The 12,495-nt window shown below is 60.2% G+C and carries 10 protein-coding genes and 1 pseudogene; 9 read left to right on the forward strand and 2 right to left on the reverse strand.

The annotated features are described in order from the left end of the window. Positions 1 to 200 (forward strand): annotated as a pseudogene (locus HDC30_RS28980) (hypothetical protein); the annotation flags it as partial. A 199-nt stretch (positions 201 to 399) separates the two neighbouring features. Here the strand turns inward: HDC30_RS28980 and HDC30_RS13505 are convergent. Together HDC30_RS13505 and HDC30_RS13510 are read right to left on the reverse strand one after the other, a co-directional pair. Continuing rightward, the gene (locus HDC30_RS13505) at positions 400 to 1,893 is read right to left on the reverse strand and encodes a CoA-acylating methylmalonate-semialdehyde dehydrogenase (RefSeq protein ID WP_027613649.1); all 1,494 of its coding nucleotides are present in this window, start codon (positions 1,891 to 1,893) and stop codon (positions 400 to 402) included. A 76-nt stretch (positions 1,894 to 1,969) separates the two neighbouring features. Further along, entirely contained in the window at positions 1,970 to 3,319 is a 1,350-nt protein-coding gene (locus HDC30_RS13510; RefSeq protein ID WP_183783552.1) for an aspartate aminotransferase family protein, read from the reverse strand. 138 nt (positions 3,320 to 3,457) lie between these two features. Here HDC30_RS13510 and HDC30_RS13515 point away from each other — a divergent pair, with 138 nt between their 5' ends. From HDC30_RS13515 to HDC30_RS13550, 8 genes are all read left to right on the forward strand, one after another. Beyond that, complete coding sequence (locus HDC30_RS13515; protein ID WP_007968115.1) at positions 3,458 to 4,378, forward strand: LysR family transcriptional regulator; 921 nt, start codon at positions 3,458 to 3,460, stop codon at positions 4,376 to 4,378. Positions 4,379 to 4,500: 122 nt separating this feature from the next. Further along, a complete protein-coding gene (locus tag HDC30_RS13520; RefSeq protein ID WP_183783554.1) occupies positions 4,501 to 5,889 on the forward strand; it encodes a uracil-xanthine permease family protein in 1,389 nt (462 codons plus the stop codon). Positions 5,890 to 5,976: 87 nt separating this feature from the next. Then, positions 5,977 to 6,627: a TetR/AcrR family transcriptional regulator gene (locus HDC30_RS13525; RefSeq protein ID WP_027613646.1), complete on the forward strand. Its 651-nt coding sequence runs from the start codon at positions 5,977 to 5,979 to the stop codon at positions 6,625 to 6,627. A 7-nt stretch (positions 6,628 to 6,634) separates the two neighbouring features. Further along, positions 6,635 to 7,216 carry a YigZ family protein gene (locus HDC30_RS13530; RefSeq protein WP_183783556.1) on the forward strand — a complete coding sequence of 194 codons (582 nt, stop codon included), beginning with the start codon at positions 6,635 to 6,637 and terminating at the stop codon, positions 7,214 to 7,216. A gap of 604 nt (positions 7,217 to 7,820) precedes the next feature. Next, on the forward strand, positions 7,821 to 9,368 hold the full coding sequence (locus tag HDC30_RS13535; protein WP_183783558.1) for an ABC transporter ATP-binding protein: 1,548 nt from the start codon (positions 7,821 to 7,823) through the stop codon (positions 9,366 to 9,368). Between the two features lie 14 nt (positions 9,369 to 9,382). Then, on the forward strand, positions 9,383 to 10,489 hold the full coding sequence (locus HDC30_RS13540; RefSeq protein ID WP_183783559.1) for an ABC transporter permease: 1,107 nt from the start codon (positions 9,383 to 9,385) through the stop codon (positions 10,487 to 10,489). After that, positions 10,489 to 11,415 (forward strand): ABC transporter permease, encoded by a 927-nt coding sequence (locus HDC30_RS13545; RefSeq protein ID WP_003221385.1) that lies wholly within the window; start codon positions 10,489 to 10,491, stop codon positions 11,413 to 11,415. The genes HDC30_RS13540 and HDC30_RS13545 overlap by 1 nt, the downstream gene beginning before the upstream one ends. 248 nt (positions 11,416 to 11,663) lie before the next feature. Further along, positions 11,664 to 12,350 carry an SDR family oxidoreductase gene (locus HDC30_RS13550; RefSeq protein ID WP_095138233.1) on the forward strand — a complete coding sequence of 229 codons (687 nt, stop codon included), beginning with the start codon at positions 11,664 to 11,666 and terminating at the stop codon, positions 12,348 to 12,350. Positions 12,351 to 12,495 lie beyond the last annotated feature (145 nt).

Here is a 12,495-nt window from a genome sequence, read left to right on the forward strand (position 1 = left end):
ATTTTCAGAAGTTTTCGAAGATTTCTTCAACAACTTCAACCACTTGCGCTTCCGATCTCTCGTTAGCGGGAGGCGAATTCTACAGCGTTACACGCCGCTGTCAACACCTCTTTTTCTCCGCTTTCGACCGAGAAGATCGAACCGTCAAAAGAGCCAAACATCACCGCTCTTTCAACTCCTTCCAGGCTTCGATGAACTGAAGCAAGCCGCCGTCGAAAACTGCGTAACTCATTGAATCTCAAGGAGTTTTCCGTTTCGACTGCGCCGGAAGTGGGGCGAATTATAGACCTCCAGAATCTGCCGTCAACCGCTTTTTTCACATTTCTGTCATATCGGTCAAAAAAACACGAAAACACGAAGGCCGACCTCTAGAGGTCGGCCTTCGTCATGCCCTGCTACTTACAAGCTAGGGAAAGCAAACTGCGAAGCCTCATGGCTCGCACGCTGCGGCCAACGCTGAGTGATGGCCTTGCGACGGGTATAGAAGCGCACACCATCCGGGCCATAGGCATGCAGGTCGCCGAACAGCGAGCGCTTCCAGCCGCCGAAGCTGTGGTAAGCCACAGGAACCGGCAGCGGTACGTTGACGCCGACCATGCCGACTTCAATTTCGTCGCAGAACAGACGCGCCGCTTCACCGTCACGGGTAAAGATGCAGGTGCCGTTACCGTATTCGTGATCGTTGATCAGCTTCATCGCCTCTTCCAGGCTGTTCACGCGAACCACGCACAACACCGGTCCGAAGATCTCTTCCTTATAGATGCGCATTTCAGGGGTGACGTTGTCGAACAGGCAGCCACCGAGGAAGAAGCCCTCTTCGTTACCTGGAATGCTCAAGCCGCGACCGTCGACCACCAGGGTCGCGCCCGCTGCCACACCGTCATCGACATAACCACTGACCTTGTCCCGCGCCTGACCGGTTACCAGTGGGCCCATGTCGAGACCACACGAAGTGCCGGCACCGATTTTCAGCGCCTTGATCTGCGGTACAAGTTTCGCCACCAGCGCATCCGCTACCTGATCGCCGACACACACTGCGACCGAAATCGCCATGCAGCGCTCACCGCAAGAACCATAGGCCGCGCCCATCAGCGCGCTGACTGCGTTGTCCAGATCCGCATCCGGCATCAGCACCGCATGGTTCTTCGCCCCGCCCAGTGCCTGAACGCGTTTACCGCGCTTGGTACCTTCGGCGTAGATGTATTCGGCAATCGGCGTCGAACCAACAAAGCTCAGCGCTTTGACTTCCGGCGCTTCAATCAGCGCGTCCACTGCAGTCTTGTCGCCATGCACCACGCTTAGCACGCCTTTCGGCAGACCGGCTTCGATCAGCAATTGAGCGATCAGCAGCGTCGAGCTTGGGTCACGCTCGGACGGTTTGAGGATAAAGCAGTTGCCGCAGACGATCGCCAGTGGGTACATCCACAGCGGGACCATCGCCGGGAAGTTGAATGGCGTGATGCCGGCAACCACGCCCAGTGGCTGGAAGTCCGACCAGGCGTCAATGTTAGGGCCGACGTTGCGGCTGTATTCGCCCTTGAGGATTTCCGGGGCGGCGCAGGCGAACTCGACGTTCTCGATACCGCGCTTCAGTTCACCGGCGGCGTCTTCGAGGGTCTTGCCGTGTTCTTCGCTGATCAATTGCGAGATGCGTGCTTCGTTCTGCTCCAGCAGTTGCTTGAAGCGGAACATCACCTGGGCACGCTTGGCCGGAGGAGTGTTGCGCCATGCCGGGAACGCAGCCTTGGCAGCGTCGATCGCGTGTTGAATGGTTTCGCGGGTGGCCAGCGGCAGCTTGTGGATCGCCTGACCGGTGGACGGGTTGAACACATCAACCGCGCGACCGTTCTCGGTCACCAGTTCGCCATTGATCAAATGCGGGATAACGCTCATCGAAAACTCCTGAATTCTTGTGTACAGACGCCCACATGGGGCGCCTGTTATTCGCAGGTATATATAGAGGGAAAAATCAGTCGAGCTTGTTCAGCACTTCGCCAACCGCGTCGAACAGACGATCGAGGTCTTGCGGCTTGCTGTTGAAAGTTGGGCCGAACTGCAGAGTGTCGCCGCCGAAGCGCACGTAGAACCCGGCTTTCCACAGAGCCATGCCCGCTTCGAACGGACGGACGATGGCGTCGCCATCACGATGGGCTATCTGGATCGCACCGGCCAGGCCGTAGTTACGGATGTCGATGACGTTCTTCGAACCTTTCAGGCCGTGCAGGGCATTTTCGAAATGCGGTGCAACCTCGGCCACGCTCTGCACCAGGTTTTCCTTTTGCAGCAGGTCGAGTGCCGCCAGGCCAGCGGCGCACGCCACCGGGTGGGCCGAGTAGGTGTAGCCGTGGGGGAATTCCACCGCGTATTCCGGAGTCGGCTGATTCATGAAGGTCTGGTAGATCTCGGAGCTGGCAATCACTGCGCCCATCGGAATCGCGCCGTTGGTGACTTGCTTGGCGATGCACATCAGGTCCGGGGTCACGCCAAAGCTCTCGGCGCCGAACATCGAGCCGGTGCGGCCGAAACCAGTAATCACTTCGTCGAATACCAGCAGGATGTTGTGCTGATCGCAGATCTCGCGCAGACGCTTCAGGTAACCCTGAGGCGGAACCAGTACGCCAGCGGAACCGGCCATCGGTTCAACGAAGACCGCCGCGATGTTCGACGCGTCGTGCAGTTCGATCAACTTCAGCAGCTCATCGGCCAGGGCGATACCGCCCTGCTCCGGCATGCCACGGGAGAATGCGTTACTGGCCAGCAGCGTGTGCGGCAGGTGATCGACATCCATCATCGCCTGACCGAACAGTTTACGGTTGCCGTTGACGCCGCCAAGGCTGGTACCGGCGATGTTCACACCGTGGTAGCCACGGGCACGGCCGATCATTTTGGTCTTGGTCGACTGACCTTTCAGACGCCAGTAGGCACGAACCATCTTCACCGCAGTGTCGGCGCACTCGGAACCGGAGTCGGTGAAGAACACGTGGTTCAGGTTGCCCGGAGTCAGCTCAGTGATTTTCTCGGCCAGCTGGAACGACAGCGGATGGCCGTACTGAAAGCCTGGCGAGTAATCGAGGGTGCCCAGTTGTCTGGATACCGCTTCCTGGATTTCCTTGCGGGTGTGCCCGGCGCCGCAGGTCCACAGACCGGACAGCGAATCGTAGATCTTGCGGCCCTTGTCATCGAACAGCCAGCTGCCTTCGGCACCCACAATCAGACGCGGATCGCGCTGGAAGTTGCGGTTGGCGGTGTACGGCATCCAGTGCGCGTCCAGCTTCAGTTGGCTGGCCAGTGGCGACGGCGCGTTTTCAGGCATGTTCATCGGGCAAAACCTCGCAGGGCATAAGCATCAGGGAGATAAAAAGCGTTGTTGCAGCTAAATTGCCACGCGGATAAAGTCGGTGAAATCCAACTTTTCTAACCTTCAGTTAGAAGCCTGCTAAACAATGAGAACAACAGCATGAGCAGTCGCCGCCCCGATCCGCTGGCCCAGGTCAGTGATTTTGATATTCGCCTGCTGCGGATTTTCCGCAGCGTGGTGGAGTGCGGCGGCTTCTCGGCGGCGGAAACCGTGCTTGGCATCGGTCGCTCGGCGATCAGCCAGCAGATGAGCGATCTCGAACAGCGCCTCGGCCTGCGTTTGTGCCAGCGCGGCCGCGCCGGGTTCTCGCTGACCGAAGAGGGCCGCGAGGTTTATCAGTCAGCGCTGCAACTGTTAAGTGCGCTGGAAAGTTTCCGCACCGAGGTCAATGGCTTGCACCAGCACCTGCGTGGCGAGTTGATCATTGGCCTGACCGACAACCTCGTCACCCTGCCCCACATGCGCATCACCCACGCCCTCGCACAGTTGAAGGAACGCGGGCCGGACGTGCAGATCCAGATCCGCATGATCGCTCCCAACGAAGTCGAACAAGGCGTGCTCGACGGTCGCCTGCATGTCGGCGTGGTGCCGCAGGCCAGCGCACTGTCGGGGCTGGAATATCAGCCGTTGTACAGCGAGCGCTCGCTGCTTTATTGCGCGGTGGGTCATCCGCTGTTTTATGTCGATGACAAGCAACTGGATGACGAACGTCTTAATAGTCAGGACGCGATTGCCCCGACCTTTCGTTTGCCGGCGGAGATTCAGGCGCATTACCAGGCACTCAACTGCACCGCCAGTGCGTCTGACCGTGAGGGCATGGCGTTTCTGATTTTGACCGGGCGCTATATCGGCTATCTGCCGGATCACTACGCCAGCCTGTGGGTGCAGCAAGGTCGCTTGCGTGCGCTGAAATCGACGACACGTTTTTATGATTTGAGTCTGGCATCGGTCACGCGCAAGGGGCGGCGCCCTCATTTGGTGCTGGAAAGTTTTCTGGAGAGTCTGGCGGCGACGCGTTGAAAAATCCTGCAAGGCCCGACAGATAAGGTTTTCAACCACAAAATCACTGAATAACCTGAGCAAGTGGACAGCTTTTTGCAAAGCAGGATCAACCCCGATCCTTCAACAAGAAGCCTTAAGCCATGCAGCCAGATTCTGAACCGTCCAGCGACCTGATCTACGGCCTCGACGACCGCCCAAAACCACCCGCCGCGATCCTCGCCGCCCTGCAACACGTGCTCGCCAGTTTCGTTGGCATCATCACCCCGCCGCTGGTGATCGGCTCGACCCTCGGCCTGACCGCACACTTGCCGTACCTGATCAGCATGGCGCTGATGGTTTCCGGGGTCGGCACCTTTATTCAGGCGCGACGGCCGTTCGGCATCGGCGCCGGGATGATCTGTTTGCAGGGCACCAGTTTCGCCTTTCTCGGCGCGGTGCTGTCGGCCGGGTTTCTGGTCAAGCAGCGTGGCGGCAGCCCGGAGGACATTCTGGCGATGATCTTCGGCGTATGCTTTTTCGGCGCCGTGGTGCAGATCGTCCTCAGCCGTTTCATCGGTCAATTACGCCGGGTCGTCACGCCGCTGGTGACCGGGATCGTCATCACCCTGATCGGCATCAGTCTGATCAAGGTCGGCATCACCGATCTGGGCGGCGGTTTCAATGCCCCGGACTTCGGCGCGCCGGGCAATCTGGCGCTGGGGGTGTTCGTGTTGCTGACGATCATCCTGCTCAATCGCTCGAACACGCCGTGGGTGCGGCTGTCGGCCATCATTATCGGACTGCTGCTTGGCAGTCTGGCCGCGTGGTTCAGCGGGAAACTGGTTCCGCAGGCATTGCCTGACTTGCCGCTGGTCAGTCTTCCTGCACCCTTCAAGTTCGGATTCAGCTTTGACTGGACAGCTTTCCTGCCGGTCGCGCTGATTTATCTAATCAGCACCATCGAAACCGTCGGCGACCTCACGGCCAATTGCATGCTCGCCCGCCAGCCAATCAGCGGCCCTTCCTATATAAGTCGTTTGCGTGGCGGCGTACTCGGTGACGGCGTGAGCTGCATGATCGCCGCGACCTTCAGCGCCTTCCCCAACACCACGTTTGCGCAGAACAACGGCGTGATCCAGTTGACCGGCGTCGCCAGCCGCTACGTCGGGCTGTACATCGGCGCGATCCTGTTTTGTCTTGGCCTGTTCCCCATGATCGGCGCGGTGCTGCAGCAGATCCCGAAACCGGTGCTCGGCGGCGCCACCCTGGTGATGTTCGGCAGCGTGGCGGCAGCCGGTGTTCGGATCCTCGCGCAGTCGCCGCTGGACCGACGCAGCATGCTGATCATCGCCACCTCGCTCGGCGTCGGCCTGGGCATTGCCGCGCAACCGAACCTTCTGCATCTGTTGCCGAAACTGGTGCAAAACCTGTTCGATTCGGCGATCACCAGCGGTGGCCTGACCGCGATCATCCTGTGCCTGTTGCTGCCGGAGGCGAAAACTACCCGCGTCGAATCCGCCGCAGCGCTGAACAAGATCGAACAGGCGTAACGGTTTTATTGCATCAGCACTTGTCGGATGCCTGTGGGTGCGTTATCAACGCAACTGGTTGCACCCACAGACAAACCGGAAGTGCCTATGACCTTTGAAGTCCCTGCTCACGGCGGCAAACCCGCCAGCCGCATTCGTCAGAAGAACGAAGAGACCATCCTCAAAGCCGCCGAAGACGAGTTCGCCCGTCACGGTTACAAAGGCACCAGCATGAACACCATCGCGCAGAATGCCGGGTTGCCCAAGGCGAACCTGCATTACTACTTCACCAACAAGCTTGGGTTGTACGTGGCGGTGCTGAGCAACATCATCGAGCTGTGGGACAGCACCTTCAACACCCTGACCGCCGAGGATGATCCGGCCGAAGCGCTGACCCGCTACATTCGCGCCAAGATGGAATTCTCCCGCCGCCAACCGCAAGCCTCGCGGATCTTTGCGATGGAAGTGATCAGCGGTGGCGAATGCCTGACCGAGTATTTCAACCAGGATTACCGCGCCTGGTTCCAGGGCCGCGCAGCCGTGTTCCAGGCCTGGATCGATGCCGGCAAGATGGACCCGGTGGATCCGGTGCACCTGATTTTCCTGCTGTGGGGCAGCACCCAGCATTACGCCGACTTCGCCACGCAGATCTGCCGCGTCAGCGGTCGCAGCAAGCTGACCAAGCAGGACATGGAAGACGCCGGCAACAACCTGATCCGCATCATTCTCAAAGGCTGCGGCCTCACCCCGACTATTTAAGACGTTTATGCCTTTCACCCTCAGCGGTTTTTGCGAGTACCGCGAAGAGATTCGCAAAAGCCGCTTCATCACCGTCGCCGCGCCGATCGGCAGCCCCGCAGACGCGCAGGCGTTCTTCGAACAACACAGCGACTTGAATGCCTCGCACAACTGCTGGGCGTGGAAACTCGGTGCGCAATACCGCAGCAACGACGACGGCGAACCCGGCGGCACCGCCGGACGACCGATTTTGGCGGCCATCGAAGCGCAGGATTGCGATCAGGTCGCGGTGCTGGTGATCCGCTGGTATGGCGGCATTCAATTGGGCACCGGCGGTTTAGCCAGGGCCTATGGCGGCGGCGCGAACAAGTGCCTGCAGAATGCGGAAAAAGTGGAGTTGATCAGCCGTGTGCCGCTCAGCTGTGCCTGCGGCTTTGCCGAGTTGGCGCTGGTGAAGCTGCGGGTGGCGGACCTGGGTGGGTTGGTCGTCGAAGAAAGCTTCACCGCCAATGGTGTTGAATTGCAGTTGGCGCTGGGTGAGGCGCAGATCGGGTTGCTGCAAACGCAGTTAGCGGATTTGAGTCGTGGACGAATTGTGCTGCAGCGTTAGAAGATCAAAAGATCGCAGCCTTCGCAGCTCCTACAGAGGAATGTACGTTTCCCTGTAGGAGCTGCCGAAGGCTGCGATCTTTTAGGGCATCCCACAATCTGCTTATTCCACGGAGTTGCCCACATCTGCTGTGCACCCGACTGTGGATAACTGAGCACATATGGCTGTAACCCTTCTGTCACGTGGCTTTGCGCGATTTGCTCACTTTTCGTCCACTGCGTGAGAAAAAAGATAAATCCCACGTAAAAACAGATAGTTAGCGCTGTTTATCACCATTGGGAGATAGCATCCCAGCGCTTATGCCAAGGATTTCCAATTGCGCACAAATACTGTGGAACAACCTGTGGATAAGCCGTTCATGGCTGGCGCAGTAGCAGGTTCTGTATAGCTTCGACCCGGCTGCTCGTTTTTTAACCAGTTCGTCACGGTGCAAAAGTGGAGCCGGATCAACAGCTTTGCGCTGAATTGGTGCCCGCTCCACCTGCGTTTTTCATCGCGACGCTCTGCCGCCGGCACGCGGCAACAGTTACGGCGGGCGTTCCTGACTCAATGGCCAGGAAATTGCTTTATCCACAGGCACAACTCCAAGTCAGTCGAGCCTGTCATGCCAAGCCCAGATTCAACGCCGCGCCTGCAACTGCGCCAGATCAGCAAACGCTACCCCGGTTGCCTGGCCAATGACGCCATCGACCTGTGCATCGCGCCCGGGGAAATCCACGCGCTGCTCGGTGAGAATGGCGCAGGCAAAAGCACACTGATGAAGATCATCTACGGCGTTACCCAGGCCGATTCCGGCGAGATGCTCTGGGAGTGCCAGCGGGTGAACATCCGCAACCCGGCGCAGGCCCGGCAGTTGGGGATCGGCATGGTGTTCCAGCATTTCTCGCTGTTCGAAACCCTCAGCGTCGCGCAGAACATTGCTCTGGCAATGGGCGCCGAGGCCGGTACGCCGAAACAGCTTGAGCCGAAAATTCGCGAAGTGTCGCGCCGCTACGGCATGGCGCTGGAGCCGGAGCGACTTGTCCACAGCCTGTCGATTGGCGAGCGGCAACGGGTGGAGATCATTCGTTGCCTGATGCAGGACATTCGCCTGCTGATCCTCGACGAGCCGACGTCGGTGCTGACGCCGCAAGAGGCCGACGAACTGTTCATCACCCTGCGCCGCCTCGCCGCCGAGGGCTGCAGCATTCTGTTTATCAGCCACAAGCTCGCGGAAGTGCGCGCGCTGTGCCATAGCGCCACGGTCTTGCGCGGCGGGCGGGTCGCCGGGCATTGCCGGCCGGCCGAATGCTCGGATCAGCAATTGGCGCAGATGATGGTCGGCGAAGCGGCGGCACTGATCGGCGAATATCCGAAGGTCAGTGGCGGCGCGGACTTTCTACAGGTCAACGGCTTGAGCTGGCACAACCCCGATCCCTTCGGCTGCTCGTTGAGCGACATCAACCTGCAAGTACGCAGCGGGGAAATCGTCGGTATCGCTGGGGTCGCGGGCAATGGCCAGGATGAGCTGCTCGCCCTGCTCAGCGGTGAACAAACCCTGCCCCGCGACGGCGCGACAACGATTCGTTTCGCCGGGCAAGCGGTCGCCGATTTGCGCCCGGATGCGCGGCGCCAACTCGGTCTGGCGTTCGTCCCGGCAGAACGCCTGGGCCACGGCGCAGTGCCGGAACTGAGCCTTGCCGACAACGCCTTGCTCACGGCCTTTCAACAGGGGCTGGTGAGCAACGGTTTGATCGAGCGCAGTAAAGTCGAAGCCCTCGCCCAACAGATCATTCAACGCTTCGGGGTGAAAACCCCGGGCACTCACGCGGCCGCGCGCAGCCTGTCCGGCGGCAATCTGCAGAAATTCATTCTCGGCCGGGAAATCCTCCAGCAACCGAAACTGCTGATCGCCGCGCACCCGACCTGGGGCGTGGACGTTGGCGCAGCGGCGACCATTCACCGCGCGCTGATTGCCCTGCGCGATGCCGGCGCGGCGATCCTGGTGATCTCCGAAGACCTCGACGAACTGTTCCAGATCAGCGACCGCCTCGGCGCCCTGTGCGCGGGGCGTCTGTCGCCGCTGCAGAACACCACCGACACCCTGCTGAGCGATGTCGGTGGCTGGATGGCCGGGCACATCAACCACCCGCATTCATCGGCCACGGCCTGACGGAGTTTCCCAACATGCTGCTTTCCCTCGAACCCCGTGGCCAGCAATCGCGCCTGATGCTGTGGTGCTCGCCGTTGCTGGCGGCGCTGCTGACACTCGGTTGCGGCTCGCTGTTGTTCATCGCTCTGGGACATGACCCGCTGCAAACTCTGCACACCCTGCTGATTGCACCGATCAGCGACTTGTATGGCATTTCCGAGTTACTGGTCAAAGCCCTGCCGATTCTGCTCTGTGCATTGGGCCTGGCGGTGGCGTATCAGGCGCGAATCTGGAACATCGGCGCCGAAGGTCAGTTACTGCTCGGTGCACTCGCCGGCAGTGCCTTGGCGGTGAACATCATCGACCTGCAAAGCCGTTGGGCGCTGGTGCTGATTCTACTCACCGGCACCTTCGCCGGCGCCGCTTGGGCCGGGCTGACGGCATGGCTGCGCACGCGCTTCAACGCCAATGAAATCCTCACCAGCATCATGCTCAATTACATCGCGCTGAACCTGTTGCTGTTCTGCGTGCACGGGCCGCTGAAGGATCCGGCCGGCTACAACTTTCCCGAGTCGGCGATGTTCGGCGACGCCAGTCGCCTGCCGCTGCTGATGGAGGATGGCCGAGTGCACGCCGGGGTGTATTTCGCTTTGCTCGCACTGGTTGCGGTGTGGGTGTTGTTGCAGAAAAGCTTCGTCGGTTTCCAGATCAAAGTGCTCGGTCTGGATAAACGTGCCGCAGGTTTTGTCGGCTTTCGCGAGAAGCATCTGATCTGGCTCGCGCTGTTGATCAGCGGTGGTTTGGCCGGGCTCGCCGGGGTTTGCGAAGTGACCGGGCCGATCGGGCAATTGGTGCCGCAAGTCTCGCCGGGCTATGGCTATGCAGCAATCACCGTGGCGTTTCTCGGGCGGTTGAACCCGATCGGGATTCTGTTCTCCAGCCTGCTGATGGCGCTGCTGTACATCGGCGGTGAAAGCGCGCAAATGACCCTCAATCTGCCGCAAGCCATCACCCAACTGTTTCAGGGAATGATGCTGTTTTTCCTGCTGGCCTGCGACGTGCTGATTCTCTATCGGCCACGCCTGAAACTGCGCTGGACACGGCGCGCGTCGACCACCGCCGTAACCGCCGGAGCGCTGTGATGGATATCGATCTGCTGAGCAATATTTTCTACGCCATGGTGCGCTGCGGCACGCCGCTGTTGTTGGTGGCGCTGGGTGAGTTGATCTGCGAGAAGAGCGGCGTACTCAACCTCGGGCAGGAAGGAATGATGCTGTTTGGCGCGGTGATCGGTTTTATCGTCGCCCTCAACAGCGGCAACCTGTGGCTCGGCGTGTTGCTGGCGATGCTCGCGGGAATGTTGTTGTCATCGCTGTTTGCCCTGGTGGCGCTGGTGTTCAACGCCAATCAGGTGGCGACCGGGCTGGCGCTGACGATCTTCGGTGTGGGCCTGTCGACCTTTGTCGGTGCAGCGTGGGTCGGCAAGCCGTTGGCCGGATTCGAGCCGTTGGCGATTCCGTACTTGAGTGAGATTCCGCTGATCGGGCGCATGCTGTTTGCTCAGGACTTGCTGGTGTACCTGTCGTTCGCGCTGTTTGCGCTGGTGGCTTGGGTGATCATCAAAAGCCGTGTCGGGCTGATCATTCAGGCCGTTGGTGAGAACCCGGACGCGGCCAGTGCGATGGGCCTGCCGGTGCTGACCGTGCGCACGCTGGCGGTGCTGTTCGGCGGGGCGATGGCCGGTTTGGCCGGGGCGTATCTGTCGCTGGCGTACACGCCGATGTGGGCCGAGAACATGACCGCCGGGCGCGGCTGGATTGCCCTGGCGCTGGTGGTGTTTGCCAGTTGGCGGGTGTGGCGCTTGTTGCTCGGGGCTTATCTGTTTGGCCTCGCCAGCATCCTGCATCTGGTGGCGCAGGGCTTGGGGCTGGCGATTCCGTCGAGTCTGCTGGCGATGCTGCCGTATGTGGCGACGATTGTGGTGTTGGTGCTGTTGTCGCGCGATGCCGTTCGGACTCGGTTGTATGCGCCGGTGTCGTTGGGGCAGCCGTGGCAGGCGGGGCATTAGGGTGGTGATGCCACTGGCCTCATCGCTGGCAAGCCAGCTCCCACAGTGTCCGTGTTGTGTACATGATTTGCGAACACCGTTGAGCGGCCTGCGAATTCGAGAAGCAACCACGCTAGAGCCTGGAGTATGCTTCAGGATCAACAGCTCTCTTGAGACCCGGCTCGATGTGTTGCGACGAGTGTTGCAACTACGGCTGGATCAGGCGTGTCCATTGACTCCGTGAACCGTAATCTTCAAGGAACCCCGTCATGTCCCAGGCAAAAAACGCACTGATCATCGGCGCCTCCCGTGGCTTGGGCCTCGGGTTGGTGAAAACCCTGCTGGCCGATGGCTGGCAAGTGACCGCCACCGTGCGCAATCCGCAAAAGGCCGAGGCGCTGCAAGCGCTGGGCAAGGTGCGGATCGAGAAACTCGACATGGACGACCAGCAGGCGGTGATCGCCCTGAGCCAGCAGCTCAAGGGCGAGACCTTCGACCTGCTGTTCGTCAACGCCGGGGTCAAAGGCCCTGAAGTGCAAACCCCGGGTGGCGCGACACTGGCCGAAGTCGGGCAACTGTTTTTCACCAACGCCGTGGCGCCGATCAACCTGGCGCAACGCTTCGTCGGGCAGATCCGCGATGGCAGCGGCGTGCTGGCGTTCATGAGTTCCGGCCTGGGCAGCGTCACCGTACCCGACGCCCCGGAGCTGGCGCTGTACAAGGCGAGCAAGGCCGCGCTGAACTCGATGACCAACAGTTTTGTCACCCAGTTGGGTGAACAGAAACTCACCGTGCTGTCGCTGCACCCGGGCTGGGTGAAGACGGATATGGGTGGTGAAGGTGCTGACCTGGATGTGGAGACCAGCACTCGCGGGCTGATTGATCAGGTGAATGCGTATACCGGCAAGGGTGGGCATCACTTCATCAACTACAAGGGTGAAACCATTCCCTGGTAAGCACCACAGATCTTCCCTGTAGGAGTGAGCCTGCTCGCGATCGCAGTGTGTCCGTCACCGATGATATTGAATGAAAGACCGCTATCGCGAGCAGGCTCACTCCTACAAGGGGATGGTGGTGTCCTGTCGGGTTGGGCTTGCCCGA

It is taken from the genome of Pseudomonas sp. JAI115, from assembly GCF_014200835.1.
Classification (GTDB): Bacteria; Pseudomonadota; Gammaproteobacteria; order Pseudomonadales; family Pseudomonadaceae; genus Aquipseudomonas; species Aquipseudomonas putida_A.